The organism is Legionella jamestowniensis, assembly GCF_001467745.1.
GTDB classification, from domain to species: Bacteria; Pseudomonadota; Gammaproteobacteria; order Legionellales; family Legionellaceae; genus Tatlockia; species Tatlockia jamestowniensis.
Genome location: NZ_LNYG01000013.1, coordinates 1,464,652 through 1,481,167, shown reverse-complemented (window position 1 = coordinate 1,481,167; position 16,516 = coordinate 1,464,652). Strand labels below are relative to the sequence as shown.

Sequence of the window (16,516 nt, the reverse complement as noted above, 5' to 3'; positions counted from 1 at the left end):
GAAACCGCCCCGAAGGCGTGATGCGTATTCTACTCATCTACACTTCCTTGTCAAACACTTTTTTATTATTTTTTTAAAATCTCTTTCTATTCTTAAAATTTTTGTTTAGACCAATTAGACATGACTGCATTGCAAAACTAGAGTTTGCTAACCGATACAATAATTTTTTGACCAGACCTAATTTTCAGGTTGGGACTTCACTCATATAAGTGTATGAAGTCAATAGTTTGGGAGTTCGCAGTCAATGCTTTTATTCAAGATTTACAACTAATAGCCCCGGGTTGCAATATATCTATCAAAACTGATGTCACAAACGTTAACTAGTGTAGGTTATTTTTTATCACTATGCAAAATTATTGCTCACCAAATAAAGCCACTTCCTCCTAATAATAAATTATTAATATCTAGTGCATTGCGCTCCCGCTTTGCATTGAGCTATCCTATGTGCGCAAATTATTAACACTTGTGCTGAGGATTAACTAATGCGTACTTTTTATTTCCTTTTAATGGCATTCTTCTTGAAGATGGCTTGGGCTATGCCTCAGACCCATTATCATAGTCACGATAGTTCCCCTTTTACTAATGCCTTCAGAGTCGGGATAGACACCGATGGTAAGCCTTTATTTTTGTGTCTAGGCCGATTACTTAATAGTACTCAACCGGGAAAAACATGGCCAGGCTATAATCGCTGTAATGTCCCATATGGTGGAAAGGAATATATTGTAGATCAATTTAAAATTCCTTCTCGCCAAATGTTTCGTAATAGTTCCTGGTCAAATACTGGCATTGCGATAACAGTAGGGAGAGATACCAATGGTAATCCATTATTTTTATGTCAAGCCTATTTCAAAGGAAGTAAGCAACCAGGGAAAACATGGCCAGGTTATCACCATTGTAATATTTCATATGGTGGACAAGAAATAATTACTGATAATTATCGCCTCCTTACACAATATGAAGGCAACAACACGCATTCTCATGGGCAATCACAAACTCGTGACTACCGCCCGCATCACGGCCATCCGAGTCAACGTGCACAACAGTGTCTGCAAGGCCCTTTTGGTAAAACTGCTTGTGGCTATAATTGCGTGACCTCAATTAATTCGGTTGCGTGTGCATCTTCCCCCGATCAGCAATGCGTATCTGATAACTTTGGACATATTGCTTGCGGCTATGGCTGCGTCAAATCACCTTTAAAGGTAGCCTGTGCAAATCAACCCGGACAAAATTGTGTTATCAATAGCTTTAATGAAGTTCGATGTGGCAGAGGATGCAAAGTAGATGGATTTAACCGTATTCAATGTAACTAAACTGTCTTCCCGGATAAGCTTTTTCCGGGAATCTCACCTGGCCAGGCGCTCATATTGGTAAAAGGTCATGTCATAACTATTGTTCTCATCCTTTGGAAAAAAAACTGCTTCTTTCACTTGCCAGTTTCTCTTATCAAATTCAGGAAAAAAAACATCAGCATGAAATTGATGATGAATCATTGTCAGATACATCCTTGATGCTTTGGAAAGAGTCTGCTGATAGATCATAGCACCGCCGATAATCATAACCTCAGACGCATCTGATACCAAAGCCAATGCTTTATCGAAAGAATCCATTACTTCAACACCTTCAATTGGCTTACTCTGTTTGCTTAGTACGATATTTAATCGTCCTGGAAGAGGCTTACCGATAGAGTCAAAAGTTTTTTTACCCATAATAATCGGCTTTCCCATGGTCAACTTTTTAAAATGCTTTAAATCAGCAGGAAGATGACACAACAAATGGTTATCCTTACCCAAACCATAATTTTCATCAACAGCTGCTATAAGACTTATAATGGTCATACTTTTTCTCTTACGATTGCCATAGAATGTGCCATTTCTACTGCAGCCAACAAACTACCCACTTCGGCTTTGCCTGTACCAGCTAGCTCCAGTGCTGTACCATGATCCACTGACGTTCTGATGAAAGGCAAACCAAGAGTGATATTCACCGCCTCACCAAATCCAGCGTACTTCAAAACCGATAAACCCTGATCATGGTACATTGCTACAAAAGCATCACATCTCTCTACATTGTGTGGTGTGAACATTGTATCAGCTGGAAATGGACCATACACATGGATACCTTCTTCTCTTAGTTGTTCCAGGGCAGGAGTAATAACGTCAATTTCTTCTCGACCCAAATAACCACCTTCCCCTGCATGGGGATTTAAACCAGCCACCAATAAACGAGGCTTTACAATATTAAAATCATTCTTCAATGTATGATTGAGCTGCTGAATAACCTGTTTAACCGTAGGAATAGAAATAGCATCGGCTACAGCCCTTAAAGGTAGATGTGTTGTTACTAGAGCAACTTTCATTGTGGGGCAAGCCAACATCATGACTACGCTACTTGTATTACAATGAGTTGCCAAAAATTCAGTATGGCCTGTAAAGGGTATCCCCGCCTGATTTATTACAGCCTTGTGAACAGGCGCTGTGACTAAACCAGCAAATTCGCCTTTTAAACACTTGTCAGCGGCCAATGTTAACATTTCAATCACATAGGATGAATTTTGTGGATTTAGTTTTCCAGGCACTACCTTTGCCGGACAGCGAACAGATAGTACTGTTAAATGGCCACGGCGCATTGAGAGTGTGGCATGGGGTTGGTAATTTAAAAAGGTCAAGGGTAGATTCAACTCCTGAGCTCGCAGCTGCAATAATTCTTTATCGCCCAGGATTACTACAGGTAATTCATGATCAGCGAGGGCGAGGCATAAATCAGGCCCCACCCCCGCAGGCTCACCACTACTTACCAGTAGTGGTTTCATTATGCCAAGTCCTTATCCACAATATGAATGTATGCAGTAGTACGTAAATGTTGTTGCCAATTTTGTACTGCTTCCGTAAATTTACGCTGTTGTAGAAACTGACGTACTTGTTGTCGCTTGAATGATTCTGAATCGTCTATTTTTTTGCGTTCAAGCACTTCAATTAAATGCCAACCAAAAACCGTCTTCACCGGCTTACTTACTTTATGCAAAGGCAATGCATCCATTGCTTTTTCAAATTCAGGAACCAGCTCTCCTGGATTAACCCAACCAAGGTCCCCTCCTTTAACAGCACTAGCAGCATCTAATGAATACTGCTTAGCCATTAGGGCAAAATCTTTTCCTGATTTTAATTGCTGATATAAATTGTAAGCTTGTCGATTTGCTTCTTCAGCCGTCATACTGGCATCTGGCTTTAGCAGGATATGGCGCACGTGGGTTTTGGTAACTTCATGATGTTGATTGTTCCCACCAATGGCAATCAGTTTAATCAGTTGAAAACCATTACCCGTTCTAATTGGCCCTACGACCTGGCCAGGTTTCATTTTAACAACTTCTTTGGCAAAAATTTCAGGAAGCTCAGCAAGATGACGTTCACCTAAGTCGCCCCCTTCCAAGGCAAACTCACCACTGGACTCAGCTATTGCCAAACGGTTGAAATCGTCCCCACCTTTTATTTTACCCAGCAGCGTTTTGGCCTTTTCACGCGCATTGTTAACTTGCTCCGTTGTAGGATCTTCTGGTACAGGAATAACAATATTTTGCAAGTGATAAGTTAACTGGCTTTTATCATCCTGCTGGGCATTTTTTAAATAATCTTCCACTTGAGCAGGAGTAACATTGATGTCTTTACCCACCGCTTTTTGCTGCAACCGACTAATTAACATCTCTTTGCGAATGTTTTCTCGATAAGTTTCCCAGGTTAGTCCTTGTCTCACAATTTCTTCACGCATTTGCGTTAACGATAAATTATTAGCTGCAGCTATTTTATTGATTGTATCATTGAGCTCCGTATTATCGACTGTAATATCATGTTGTTTTGCCAGCTGTAACTCCAAATCTACATCAATTAAATGTTGCAGAACTTGCTTACGCAACGTGACTTCAGGCGGTAACTGCATATTTTTAGCCACAATTTGTTGACGTAAAATCTCAACTTGTGCATTCAATTCACTCTCGGTAATTACACCTTCATTAACTACAGCTACCACCCGATCTAAAGGCTGAGCAGCTTCTGTAACAGAAAGCGCTGATAACATCAGCATTAAGAGTGCAATCCTCTTTAACATGTGAATTATCCCCTATTTATTTTTTCCGCAATTTAGGTCATTCTTAATGAAAATACAAGCGACTTTGACAATTTTTAAATCAAAGCTTAGCTATTATGAAATTGATCAATATAGGTCGGCAAATAAGTATGTATTGTGCTCGCGGGATCACTGTTACCCACCGAACCAAGTCCCTTTAATAAAATTTGCAAATATACATTGTTGTTATATATAGGTTGTGCGCCGGCATTTAAGCTCTGGAAACTGCGTCCCCCAATTAATCTTACAGCCCAGCAACAACTATCATATTGTACGCCTAAAAAAGACATCATTTCATAGTCTTTACTAATATTGTAATTATACCCTCCCAAGCTACTCCATTTATCTGATAAAGGCCAAGCGTAGGAAAACGTAATTTGATTTAACGAGTTTACATTTACTTTGCTAAGATCAACCTGAGTTATATCACCACTAACGAGATAGGAATAACCAATGTTAATAATCTTGTTAGGTCCTGGTTGATAATGCAAATTCACTCGCCCATTATTCGTAGAGCGTGTGTAAGGGTTCCAGACGTAATCACCGGTTACATTCCATTTGGAATTAAAGCGATACATGGCTCTGCTTGCTACAGGAGAATACTCAGCAATGGGGGATAAATAGCCTAATGTCAAGGGATTATCCCGACAAGGCCCTGCTGGATTTTGACAAAGTTGCACGCGTCTATCCGCAAAATAACGACTTTGACCTAGTGATATATTTGCTTTTTCTGCCCCTGTTTCATCAGAGAGCCAACGAGACGTAACCGCGTAGGAAAGCTGATTAGCATCCCCTATTCTGTCAAATCCAGAAAAACGATTTTTGCGAAACAACTGATCAACACTAAAAATCATATATCCTGAATCGTAAACAGGAATAGGGGTTTGATCAGCGTAGGGTACATATAAATAATAAAGACGCGGCTCCAGCGTTTGTGTCAAATCGTGATTGAAAAAAGAGGTGGAGCGCTCAAAATATAGTCCACTGTCAACACTATAACGAGGAATAGTACGGTTATAATGATTATTGGTCTTGGCAGCAACTGGAAAACCATAATCATTTAACGGATTACTGTCATTTAATGAAGCATAATTATTTCGACTAACATCATAATAATTTTCCACGACCTCCACAGAAGGGGTAAAAAATCCCCAGGGTTTAATTTGTGGAAAAGCTAATACCGGATTTAGATGGTAGCGCGGACCTTCGGGCTTAACGAGTCGTCGATTAACTACTCGCAAAGATTTTAGCGACGGATCATTAGGCCATTTAAATTGATCATATTGACTCAAAATCGACAAATTCCCATTAAAGGGTAATGTATCATAATTACCATGGGCTAAGAGCTGCGGTAAGCGCTGATAAATGTCTGCGATTGGCGTCTGGTTAACTGGATGAAGTGTTTGATAACTTTGCACCATTCCGCGAAATAACCAATGCTCCGTAGTATAACTTAAATTAGCTTCACGCAATAATTGTCGCTCCGTTAGTACAGCAAAATTACTGCTAAAATCCTGGAGAAAATAATCATCAGACACTTGTTGAAAATTAATTCCTAAATGTAAATTAGAGGCTAACCAGGTATTATTTAATACCTGAACTGACCACCGATCCGTGGAAAGGCCACGCAATATTGGATAGCGTTGCTGATGGTCCTGAATATAGTCTTTAAAAGCGCGATCACCTGGCAAAAAGCGCCCATTAAAAACCCCCGATGAATAAGGCGTTAGGTATCTAAATTGACCTCCTAACATTAATCCACGTAGGGCGTAGTAATGAGGAATAATTGTAGCATCATAATTAGGGGCAATGTTCCAATAGTAAGGTTGTGCATAATCAAAACCACCTACATTTGATGTACCAATAGTAGGCATTAAGAAACCAGATTTACGTTCCTTGGATGTTGGAAAACTTAAATAGGGTGTATAAAGAACAGGAACATCATAAATACGAAGTTTGGCATGCCGTGCGACACCCGTAGACTCTGAGTCATCGAGAGTTATACTTTCTGCTTCAATTTGCCAAGCTTTATCTTGAGGCGCGCAATTGCTATAAGTGGCACGTTTTAATAAATAATCCTGATTAGCAAAACGCTTTATTAAGCTGGCTCTCCCCCAGGCAGGCAATGTCGCTCCAGGGCGTTGTGAATTAAAGCGATACAACACATCTTCAACTGTACCCGATTTATCCTGTGGAAAAATAGTTGCCTTTCTGGCTATCATGAGTCGATCAGGCTCTAAATAATGTACATCTCCAAGCAATTCAATTTTCGTCACCTGATTGGATTTGGCATCGCGATAGACATAGGCGGTTTGAGCATTGACAACGCGTTGTGCTTGTTGGACTTCCACATTGCCAGTTAACTGAGACCGTCCCTCATTATAAAATGACACATCATCTGCGGTAATTCGTATTTCATTGGGATCAGCTAAGGGTGTAACTTGCAGAGGTTGATAGATACCGCGACATACCGAAATTGGTGAAACAAGCTGGGACTCCCAGCCAAGGCATTGGGCAAAACGCGAACGAATGGCATCCGTTAAATCTACATCACGTGCTATAACACAGGCTTGCACTGGCTCTACCACCATTGTATTTGCAGCATAGCTCTTCAGATGATAAATACCAGCTGCTGTACCAAGCACAGTTAAGCAGACAGCAGATGCATAGCGACTGCACATCATTTTATTTATTTTTTGAGTTATTGAATTCAACCTTATGTTCAGCGCCACCAAAATACCTTATGATGCGTATGCACAAAGTGCACAATAATTAATACTATAGGGTTTGGAATTGTCAAACCTCTAAGCAAGAATATGGCTTTGGAGTATAGCATGCAAAATCGGCAAAACGCACTTCACAAGTGGTTGGAAAAAACACTCGCTTCCGCTTTATACTCAATCAACCCTTTAGCAGGTGATGCCAGTTTTAGACGCTATTTTCGCTTGCAATTAGATACAATAACTCAAATTGTTATGGATGCTCCTCCAGATAAAGAAGCTCTTCAACCCTTTTTAACCGTTTGTGAAATGTTAACCCGCATGGGGATTAAAGCACCCCGTATTCATGCGATAGATACAGCACAGGGATTTGTTATTCTGGATGATTTTGGAGATGAGCTGTTGCTGAAGCATCTATCACCCACCACAGCCAACAAATTTTATAAGGCAGCCATGGCAATTATTTTAATCATGCAACGTTGCCCTCCTGCAAATACAGCCCATTTACCTTTATTTGATAAACAATTCATGCTGCAAGAAATCAGTAATTTTCAGGAATGGTTTCTTAACCGTTATTTAAAAATTCAGTTAAGCACCGAAGAAGAGCAGCTCTTAAATACCACATTTGCTTGGCTAACTGATGAAATTTCACACCAACCACAAGTGTTTATTCACCGTGACTATCATTCGCGAAATATCATGGTTCTAAATAATACCGAGGACGATATTCAATTAGGTATAATCGATTTCCAGGATGCGATGTTTGGACCTTTTACATATGATCTGGTGTCCCTTTTAAAGGATTGCTACATTCAGTGGCCGCGCGAACAAGTGATTAAATGGGTTACAGCTTTTTATGAACAATCCCCCTTAGTAACCCATTGCACGTTGAATGATTTTATCTATGCTTTCGATTTGTGTGGCTTGCAAAGGCATTTAAAAGTCTTAGGTGTTTTCTCTCGTTTGTACCTGCGCGATAACAAACCTAATTATTTAAAGGACTTGCCACTGACACTTCATTATGTCATGGCTTGTCTTGAAAGCTATAAAGAGTTAGGACCTTTTTATCAATTTATGCAAAAGAGGGTACGTTTACCATGAAAACCGCGATGATTTTAGCTGCAGGTAGAGGTGAGCGATTAAGACCACTGACCGATTATATACCTAAGGCATTGTGCAAAGTACATAATAAACCGCTGATTGAATACCATGTTGCCAGACTTGCTCAATGTGGCTTTGAACGTTTGGTCATTAATCATGCTCATCTGGGAAGTCAAATACGCCGTTATTTGCGCGATGGCAGTCAATGGAATATTGAAATTTGTTATGCACCAGAACCCCCTGGTGGCCTTGAAACGGGTGGTGGGATCTATAATGCCCTGCCCTTGTTAGGCAAAGAGCCATTTTTAACGGTCAATGCAGACATCATTACCGACTATGATTTTAATGCACTACAACTCCCTGCTAACGCCATGGCGAAACTGGTTTTGGTGGCGAACCCTGCACATAATTGTAAAGGTGATTTCGGTCTTCAGCAGCAGCGTTTGACGAATGAAAAAACGTATACCTTTCCAGGTATTGCCTGCTATCGTCCTGAGGCCTTTCATCATTGCCATGCAGGGCGCTATTCAGTCATTCCATTAGTACGCCGTTTAGCCCACGAGAACAAAGCGGCCGGCGAGTTTTACGAAGGATTGTGGATAGATATTGGCTCGCCGGAACGATTACGGCTTGCCAATACCTTAACAATTTAAGAGGAAGGGCCTGAAGCTTGCGGCGTTGAATGGCTTGGTTCAGGGGCCGCCTCTGGCGTAGCAGCAGGAGCACTTTCTGGAGCCTGGGTTTTTGCCACTTTAGGCTGTTCAGGAAAAGGGCGCTCTTTAACTTGGACATCAATATTATTCTTCCCTGCTTGTTTAAAATAGCCCTCCAAGTTTTTCGCGGAGTTGTTAATCACCTGTTTTACCTTTTCAACATCGGCCAGTAAAGGCTCCCCCTTTGAATCGCGGCGAATTTGCCCTTTTTCATCGCCTTGATAAATCACACTGCCTTTACTTATTAAATTTTCTTCAGCAAGAGCTGCCTGCATCATTTTATCAAGCTCTTGTCTAATCTCCGGATCAAGCGCTTCTTTCTTTAATTTTCCTGTTTTCACGTCTTCTTGCAATGTCGAAAAGGCCCTGACCATCTGACTTTTATCGCTGACAGCAGCCTCAACAACAAGCGTTTTTCCTTCAATTTTAGGCCCTGCTTTTTCCGCTGCCTCTTCCGCCCTATTTTGCTGCAGATTCTGAAAGTCATTAAGTGGCCCAGGTATACCTGCCCACGGATCGCCTCTATTTTTGCTTTGCAATGCTAACAAGTCTACAAATGCAGACATATTCTCATATGCTGGCCTTCCTTCTTCGACTTTATTTGCAGCGGCAAGTCGATCCATAAAGTGATCTAGCATATAAAGGCCGACGTCATGATCTGTTACAGTTTCTTTGATTTTAATTAAGTCATCTTTGCTTGGAAGAGTAATCGCTTCATTAGATCGGTAATTTAAAGTCATAACTTATACTCTCAAAAGGATGCTTTTATGATAGATAACTAGCTAGTCTAATTATATTTTTAAATGATTATAGCAAAAAGTCTCTTTCATATAGATAGATACCCTCTCAGTATATTGTTAAGAGAGCGTAAAAATAATCTACCTAGAATTGTGATACATCTGGCGTGATGTTTAGAAACATCACGCCATCAGGATTTATTTATCTAAAGGATTGGGAAAAGTATCTGTCACAGAAGCAAAGGACTTCTTTTTCATCGAATCAAAAGAAAACTCATCTACCTGGATTGCATCCCAGCGGGCTTTCTCGACTGACACAAGCGCATCCATTTCCTGCTGGGTTAACTCCCCCTTACTTACTTTTAACGCCAACTGTTCTTTTAATTCATTAAATTTAAGTCGCTTTAAATCAGGCACTTTCTTATATAAATCCCCATGCTTAATAATTAATTGCAATGCTTCTTCCATTCTATCTACAGGTTGGTTGGGATCGCCGCTTAAATAAATCGATTTCTTTATACCATTCCTGTAGTGATTATTGGACATCATCAATCGTGCTAACTGATGATCCAAACGGTCACTGGGATAATGCATGGTTTGCCCAAAAGGAAAAACTATTAAACGAACCAAAACTCCTAATATTCGCGAAGGAAAGTTTTGACATAAACTAATCATGGCTCTTTGCGCATGGTAGAAGCAGTAGCTCACAGCCCATTTTGCATGAACTTTTTGTTCAGCATGTTCTTCATTTTTTTGATAATAACGCAAAGCCGCCATAGCCATATAAAGATAGGACATACCATCGGCTAATCTTGCGGATAAACGCTCTTTCCTTTTTAAATCACCGCCAAGATAAATTAATGACAAATCAGCGAGCCAGGCGTACGCATAACTTAAACGAGCCAGGCGCTGATATTCACGTCTTAACTTAGTATGGGGCGTGGCTATCAACACCCCTCCTGTCCATGCAGAGCAAATTGCCTTTGCAAAATTATGCATGAAATAATTAATGTGTCGCCAAATAATTGTTCTGAAGCTAGATTTGTCATCGCGAGATATTGCATAAAACTCGTCACGGACGAAGGGATGACAGGCCATTGAACCTTGACCAAAAATCAACAAATTGCGGGACATTATGTTTGCCCCTTCTACGGTAATCGAAACAGGCACCCCAAGGTAATAACTGGATAAATAGTTGCGCGGCCCAACAACCACGGCACGTCCAGCATGGATATCCATCGCATTATTTACCGTTATTCTTCCAAATTCCGTATTAAAATATTTGGTGATGGCTGAGGCCACAGAAGGCTTTTTGTGCTCATTAACCGCCGCAACAGTGAGAAGACGTGTTGCATTCGCTAAATAGTTTAAGCCAGCCACTTCCGCAAGCTTTTCTTCGATGCCTTCGAATTGGCCGATTTCTAAGTTAAATTGTCGGCGAATTCTTGCAAAAGCCCCTGTTGTCAGGTAAGCGATGGTTGAAGACGCCGCCCCTAAAGCAGGTAAAGAAATAGAGCGGCCAATTGACAGACATTCTACCAACATTTGCCAGCCACGACCTGCATTTTTCTGTCCGCCAATAATGGTACTTAGGGGGACAAAAATATTTTTACCGCGTAATGTCCCATTCATAAAGGGTTGCATGGCAGGTAAATGACGATTACCAATTTCGAGATTTTCTGTATCACGGGGAATTAAAAGACAAGTGATACCTTCTTCTCCTTCGCCCTTAAGCAACCCATCAGGATCTTTCAAGTTGACTGCCAAACCAATGAGTGTTGCCACTGGGGCCAAGGTTATCCAGCGCTTGTTTAAAGTAATATCCAGACCAAGAACTGTTTTATCAGCAACCTTTCTTTTCACCACAACAGCTTCAGACTGAATAGAAGTAGCGTCACTTCCAGCACCAGGCTCTGTGAGCGCGAAACAGGGAATATCTATTCCTTTGGCCAAATTGGGTAGATACTGGGCTTTTTGTTCGTCAGTACCATAGTAATTAAGTAATTCACCTGGACCTAAAGAGTTAGGTACCATAACAGTCACTGCGGCAACACCCGAGCGACTTGCAATCTTCATTACCACATCGGAATGTGCCCGTGCTGAAAACCCCTTACCACCGTACTCCTTGGGAATTACCAAGCCAAAAAAGCCTTTTTCTTTAATAAAATTCCATACCCCGTCAGGCAAATCTCCTGCTTGACTAATTTGCCACTCATCCAGCATGTCACAAAGCGCTTCTGTCTCATTCGCAAGAAATGCCTGCTCTTCTTCAGTTAGCTCCGATGAAACCTTTGCTAATCTGTCCCAATTGGGTGTACCCGTAAAAATATCTTGCTCAAACCAAGTATCACCTGCATTAAGCGCCTCTTCTTCTGTTTTGGATAATTTGGGGATTGATTTGCCAACTCGAGCAAATAAAAAATCACTAATGGCAAAGCGAATGGGCTCCATGCGAATTACCAATACGGTAGCAAGAATGATTAACCAGATAAGAATACCAGGAAGCCAATGCATGCCGACAAAGAAAGTGGCAATTAAGAGATACACCGCACTGCCAATTTCCCAAATGAGAGGATTTAAACCTCGGTAGAGTACGACCAATGTAAATCCGAGATAAACAAGAAATAAAAGTGTAGCCATCTCAATACCTTCCTTTTTCCCTTTGAGTGAGGTCCAAATAGAAACAAGTATATACCTGACTGCTATCATTTTGCGAGCCATGCATGTGGATAGCTAATAAAAAATTCATTTAACTTGCTTTCAGCTTATGAATCCTCTAGCGTTATTCTTTTTGGAAATGTTTCAGCTTATGAACCAACGTCTTGTCTGGAATTTTGAAATTAATACCACTCCTTTATTGGATATAAAGAGCTTACCCCATTATGAAAAGGAGGATATCAAATGGGAAGCGAGATATTTTTGGTCCCACCATGAGATTATTTGTTTAACTGGCCTGGATGACAGTTTTTTGGATTTGAGACAATACGAGATTAAACATCGAGAAGATCACTATCTTCTTTTGACTGACAATGATTTCAATATCAAGAAGCGACGAGAGGAATTACAATACAAACCTTTACTGCAAGAACAAGATAACATTCGTGGTTTTGGTAAAAAAATTGATCTCTACCATGCGTCGTCTCCAGTTGATTTACAGCCGGACATGCTTCACAAAAAAGGTAAACAGGTCACTGTTTGCAAAATTACCTTAATTCACAAATTCCCTACAGTACCGAGCGTTAAACTTGAGCTTGCAAGACTTTGTATCCAAGATAACGTTTTTTTTAGCACCTGCATTGAAGGGCGTTCCAAAACACTGGTAACCCATATTGCAAAGCACTTGCTGCCAGGCCACGTTTCTTGCGACTATGTAAGTTTCTTAAAGCAATTCGTAAAACCATGACTCAAACTTTCTTAGCGATTATATTTAGCTTCGGCAAAATCGGTATTATTTCCTTAGGCGGCGGTAATTCCATGTTGAAATTATTAGAATATGAAGCTGTCACTTACCGTCATTGGATAGGTGAAGAAGAGTTTGTACAGATGGTAGGCTCCACCTTTTTGTTTCCAGGACTTACGGCGGTTAAACTGGCTGCTTTAATTGGTTATAAGGCGGCTGGTCTGGCTGGTTTAATTTTGGCAGTAATTAGCCTTAACTTGCCAGGATTACTTACAGCTATTTTAGGTTACCAACTTTTAACCAGTTACAATGGACCTGTTGCCCGTAAGATCATGGTTGCTGTTCAATACGGAGCACTGGCCCTGTTGGCCGCGGCCTCCTTTTCAGTTGCACAAGGGGTCATTAATTCCTATTACTCTTTGCCGCTAGCTTTGGCTTGCATTGTTTTCTTTTTAGGTTTGACTTATTTACAATTGTCGCCCTTTTGGGGGTTTATTGCTTTTATTGGTGTTTGCTTTTTTCTGGTACATTAGGGTTCTCTTCACAAACCTAAGACTCTTGCTAGAAATTACAAGGTACACTAACCTAGGCCTATAGCAATAAAAGTCTGGAGTTTTTGGCTTGAGTGACGATTTAGACAATCCTGAATATTATATAAACCGCGAATTCACCGCATTAGCTTTCAATGAGCGGATATTGCAATTTGCTAAAAACGAGCGTGTACCTCTTCTTGAGCGGATGCGCTTTCTGTGTATTTGCAGTGGCAACCTTGATGAATTTTTTGAGATTCGGGTTGCTGGCCTAAAAGAGAAAATTGCCCTTTCTTCCCGCAAAACCTACATTGATGGTTTGCAAGCGAATGAAATTTTTAGTCAATTAAGTAAAAAAGTGCACTTGTTAACGGATGAACTCTACCACATCTTTAACAAGCAATTGCTTCCTGCTATGAAAAAGGAAAATATTCATTTCCTAACCGCCGAAGAATGGACTGACGACATCCATCTTTGGGCAAAACATTATTTTAAAAATGAAATTCTGCCCATTGTTAGTCCTATCGCTCTTGATTTAGCCCATCCCTTTCCACGATTATTTAATAAAAGTTTAAATTTTATTATTTCTTTACGTGGTAAAGATGCATTTGATCGTAACATTGATTATGCGGTCGTTCATGCACCTCGCTCTTTACCGCGTCTTATTCATTTACCATCCGAGCTCTGTGACGCGGGAAGCACCCGTTTTGTCTACTTGTCATCGATTATTGAAACCCATATTCATAGTTTATTTCCGGGCATGGAAATCAATGGTTGCTATACTTTCCGTTTAACCCGGAATAGTGATTTATTCTTGCGTGAAGAAGAAATTGAAGATTTAGCAGTTGCGGTTCAACGTGAATTATTCTCTCGGCATTATGGTCACGTTGTACGTCTCGAAGTGGACAAACGCTGTCCCGCCCATATTGTTGACTTCCTGTTACAAAAACATCATCTTCACCATGAGGATGCCTATCATTGTGATGGGCCTGTTAATTTTCAACGGTATTTCAGTGTCATTAACCGCATTGATAAACCCGATTTAAATTATCCACCCCTTAGTACGCAATACCCTGCTGTGATTCATCAAAAACGCAGTATTTTTACGACATTGGATGAACAGGATATTTTGTTACATCACCCTTATCAAAGCTATGATGTTGTCATTGACTTTGTGCGTCAGGCTGCCTCTGATCCTAATGTGCTTGCCATCAAACAAACGCTTTACCGTACCCACTCGGAATCTATTATGGTAAAGGCCTTGGTGGAGGCAGCCCGTTCCGGTAAAGAAGTAACAGCAGTAGTCGAATTACGTGCCCGTTTTGATGAGGAGTCTAATTTAAGGTTGGCTAGCCATTTACATCAGGCTGGTGTGTTGGTGCTCTATGGCGTTATGGGTTATAAAACACATGCAAAGATGACTTTAGTAGTACGAAGGGCCCATGGAAAACTCAAACGGTATGCCCATCTGGGTACGGGAAATTATCACGAACAAACTGCAAAACGTTACACCGATTTTGGTTTACTCACCAGTGAACCCACTATTACTTCCGATGTACAAACCATTTTTCAACAGCTCACTGGACTGGGCAGAGCGGTTAAACTTAAAGCCTTGTGCCATTCGCCCTTTACATTACAAAAAAACTTACTCCAGTTAATTGAAGAATGTATTCAAACCGCCCAGACAGGACAAGAGGCAGAAATTAATATCAAGGTGAATGGCCTAACCGACAAAACCATGATTAAAGCACTTTACAGGGCTTCTCAGGCAGGCGTAAAAATTAATCTGCTCGTGCGTAGTGTATGCTGTCTTAAACCGGGGATACCCAATGTTTCCGATAATATTCGTGTTCTGTCACTTGTCGGGCGTTTCTTAGAGCATCATCGCGTTTATTATTTTCGTATACAAGAAAATGAGCGCATTTATTGTGCAAGCGCTGATTTAATGGAACGCAATATCTATAATCGTATTGAAGTAATGTTTCCCATTCTGGATGAAAACAATCAAAAACGAATTAAACAGGAAATTTTTAAAAATTATCTTAAAGACAATACCAGCACTTGGGAGATGCAGGCGGATGGCAGTTATAAACCCGTGATTCGCGGGAGCTACAGCGCACAAGAAAAGCTCCTGGAGCTTTATACTAAAAGTGGCGAAGATTTATCTTGAGACTATTTATCCGAAATCTAGGTTTAAAATAAAGACTTACTTTATGGACGTTACCTAAATTAACAAGGTTTTATTTTCCCTACCAGGCTCTTCCCGAGCCAGTCGTGGTACAAGATAACCTGGAAGTTTTTTTTGTATCTGGCGATATAGTGTTAAGGCATTCTCCAAGGGTAGATCAAAATGCGCAGCCCCCTGGACTTTATCTAATAAATGCAGGTAATAGGGAAGCACGCCACAATAAAATAACTGCTCGCTCAAAGCAATTAAGCTTTCAACATTATCATTAACTCCCTTCAATAAAACAGATTGATTCAGTAAATGACAACCCGCCTCCCTTAATGCCTTGCAAGCATTAAAGACTGAATCATTCAACTCCCGTGCATGATTGCTATGGATTACAATCACTTTATGCAAGCGACTTGCGGATAATCGCTCTAACAACCCCTCATCAATTCGTTCCGGAAGCACAACAGGTATGCGGCTATGAATACGTAGTGTTTTTACCTGTGGTATTTGTTCTAGTTGACTTAATAAGCGGTGTAAAACAACATTGGTTGCCAATAGAGGATCGCCACCGCTTAAAATGACTTCATGTATTGTTGGGTTGTCTCGAATATAGTTTAGAACACTTTCCCAACCTTCTGATCCAGGATTATTCGCTTGATAGGGGAAATGACGTCTAAAACAATACCGGCAATTCACTGCGCACACACCCGTTAGGGTTAACAATACACGTCCCTGATATTTATGCAGCAATCCTTGTTGACAGGTTGCAGCTTCTTCAGCCAGAGGATCTGTTTCAAAGCCTACTACTTCATGAAGTTCTTCATCGACAGCCAGTACCTGTAAAAGTAACGGGTCTTTAGGATTACCTGCCTCCATACGTGCAGCGAAGCCACGCGGAACACGCGTTTTGAATATTTTTTCAGCTTTAACACTACCGGCAGTTTGAGGTAGAGATAAAAATTCAAGTAATTCATTGACTGAGGCAAAACCTTGAGCCAGAATTTTTTGCCAACTCACAGAGTA

The 16,516-nt window shown here is 40.7% G+C and carries 13 protein-coding genes; 6 read left to right on the top strand and 7 right to left on the bottom strand.

What is annotated here, in order from left to right:
- Window positions 1-482: 482 nt before the first annotated feature.
- Window positions 483-1,310: a DUF3421 domain-containing protein gene (locus tag Ljam_RS14800; protein ID WP_065235542.1), complete on the top strand. Its 828-nt coding sequence runs from the start codon at window positions 483-485 to the stop codon at window positions 1,308-1,310.
- A 33-nt stretch (window positions 1,311-1,343) separates the two neighbouring features.
- On the opposite strand, the gene Ljam_RS10815 is transcribed toward Ljam_RS14800, so the two are convergent.
- From Ljam_RS10815 to Ljam_RS10800, 4 genes are all read right to left on the bottom strand, one after another.
- Window positions 1,344-1,835, bottom strand: coding sequence for a dihydrofolate reductase (locus Ljam_RS10815; protein ID WP_058450035.1), 492 nt, complete (start codon window positions 1,833-1,835; stop codon window positions 1,344-1,346).
- On the bottom strand, window positions 1,832-2,809 hold the full coding sequence (pdxA, locus tag Ljam_RS10810; RefSeq protein ID WP_058450034.1) for a 4-hydroxythreonine-4-phosphate dehydrogenase PdxA: 978 nt from the start codon (window positions 2,807-2,809) through the stop codon (window positions 1,832-1,834). The genes Ljam_RS10815 and pdxA overlap by 4 nt, the downstream gene beginning before the upstream one ends.
- A complete protein-coding gene (locus Ljam_RS10805; RefSeq protein ID WP_058450033.1) occupies window positions 2,809-4,098 on the bottom strand; it encodes a peptidylprolyl isomerase in 1,290 nt (429 codons plus the stop codon). Before Ljam_RS10805 ends, pdxA begins: the two co-directional genes overlap by 1 nt.
- An 86-nt stretch (window positions 4,099-4,184) precedes the next feature.
- Complete coding sequence (locus Ljam_RS10800) at window positions 4,185-6,797, bottom strand: LPS-assembly protein LptD (protein ID WP_058450032.1); 2,613 nt, start codon at window positions 6,795-6,797, stop codon at window positions 4,185-4,187.
- A 153-nt stretch (window positions 6,798-6,950) separates the two neighbouring features.
- Between Ljam_RS10800 and Ljam_RS10795 the strand changes: the two genes are divergently transcribed.
- Complete coding sequence (locus Ljam_RS10795; RefSeq protein WP_058450031.1) at window positions 6,951-7,937, top strand: aminoglycoside phosphotransferase family protein; 987 nt, start codon at window positions 6,951-6,953, stop codon at window positions 7,935-7,937.
- Complete coding sequence (murU, locus tag Ljam_RS10790) at window positions 7,934-8,590, top strand: N-acetylmuramate alpha-1-phosphate uridylyltransferase MurU (protein ID WP_058450030.1); 657 nt, start codon at window positions 7,934-7,936, stop codon at window positions 8,588-8,590. Before Ljam_RS10795 ends, murU begins: the two co-directional genes overlap by 4 nt.
- Here murU and Ljam_RS10785 read toward each other — a convergent pair.
- Window positions 8,587-9,390 carry a hypothetical protein gene (locus tag Ljam_RS10785; RefSeq protein ID WP_058450029.1) on the bottom strand — a complete coding sequence of 268 codons (804 nt, stop codon included), beginning with the start codon at window positions 9,388-9,390 and terminating at the stop codon, window positions 8,587-8,589. The genes murU and Ljam_RS10785 overlap by 4 nt on opposite strands.
- Before the next feature lie 195 nt (window positions 9,391-9,585).
- Window positions 9,586-12,027 carry an acyl-CoA dehydrogenase gene (locus Ljam_RS10780; protein ID WP_058450803.1) on the bottom strand — a complete coding sequence of 814 codons (2,442 nt, stop codon included), beginning with the start codon at window positions 12,025-12,027 and terminating at the stop codon, window positions 9,586-9,588.
- 169 nt (window positions 12,028-12,196) lie between these two features.
- Here Ljam_RS10780 and Ljam_RS10775 point away from each other — a divergent pair, with 169 nt between their 5' ends.
- The 3 genes from Ljam_RS10775 (at window position 12,197) to ppk1 (ending at window position 15,487) form a co-directional block, all read left to right on the top strand.
- Window positions 12,197-12,790: a hypothetical protein gene (locus Ljam_RS10775; RefSeq protein WP_058450028.1), complete on the top strand. Its 594-nt coding sequence runs from the start codon at window positions 12,197-12,199 to the stop codon at window positions 12,788-12,790.
- Window positions 12,787-13,320: a chromate transporter gene (locus tag Ljam_RS10770; protein WP_058450027.1), complete on the top strand. Its 534-nt coding sequence runs from the start codon at window positions 12,787-12,789 to the stop codon at window positions 13,318-13,320. The genes Ljam_RS10775 and Ljam_RS10770 overlap by 4 nt, the downstream gene beginning before the upstream one ends.
- An 88-nt stretch (window positions 13,321-13,408) precedes the next feature.
- Window positions 13,409-15,487: a polyphosphate kinase 1 gene (gene ppk1, locus Ljam_RS10765; RefSeq protein WP_058450026.1), complete on the top strand. Its 2,079-nt coding sequence runs from the start codon at window positions 13,409-13,411 to the stop codon at window positions 15,485-15,487.
- Between the two features lie 54 nt (window positions 15,488-15,541).
- On the opposite strand, the gene epmB is transcribed toward ppk1, so the two are convergent.
- The gene (gene epmB, locus Ljam_RS10760; protein ID WP_238583719.1) at window positions 15,542-16,510 is read right to left on the bottom strand and encodes an EF-P beta-lysylation protein EpmB; all 969 of its coding nucleotides are present in this window, start codon (window positions 16,508-16,510) and stop codon (window positions 15,542-15,544) included.
- Window positions 16,511-16,516: the final 6 nt, after the last annotated feature.

Coding starts and splice junctions, on each gene's coding strand:
- Ljam_RS14800 (WP_065235542.1), top strand. CDS start 483: ATGCGTACTTTTTATTTCCTTTTAATGGCATTCTTCTTGAAGATGGCT.
- Ljam_RS10815 (WP_058450035.1), bottom strand. CDS start 1,835: ATGACCATTATAAGTCTTATAGCAGCTGTTGATGAAAATTATGGTTTG.
- pdxA (WP_058450034.1), bottom strand. CDS start 2,809: ATGAAACCACTACTGGTAAGTAGTGGTGAGCCTGCGGGGGTGGGGCCT.
- Ljam_RS10805 (WP_058450033.1), bottom strand. CDS start 4,098: ATGTTAAAGAGGATTGCACTCTTAATGCTGATGTTATCAGCGCTTTCT.
- Ljam_RS10800 (WP_058450032.1), bottom strand. CDS start 6,797: ATGTGCAGTCGCTATGCATCTGCTGTCTGCTTAACTGTGCTTGGTACA.
- Ljam_RS10795 (WP_058450031.1), top strand. CDS start 6,951: ATGCAAAATCGGCAAAACGCACTTCACAAGTGGTTGGAAAAAACACTC.
- murU (WP_058450030.1), top strand. CDS start 7,934: ATGAAAACCGCGATGATTTTAGCTGCAGGTAGAGGTGAGCGATTAAGA.
- Ljam_RS10785 (WP_058450029.1), bottom strand. CDS start 9,390: ATGACTTTAAATTACCGATCTAATGAAGCGATTACTCTTCCAAGCAAA.
- Ljam_RS10780 (WP_058450803.1), bottom strand. CDS start 12,027: ATGGCTACACTTTTATTTCTTGTTTATCTCGGATTTACATTGGTCGTA.
- Ljam_RS10775 (WP_058450028.1), top strand. CDS start 12,197: ATGAACCAACGTCTTGTCTGGAATTTTGAAATTAATACCACTCCTTTA.
- Ljam_RS10770 (WP_058450027.1), top strand. CDS start 12,787: ATGACTCAAACTTTCTTAGCGATTATATTTAGCTTCGGCAAAATCGGT.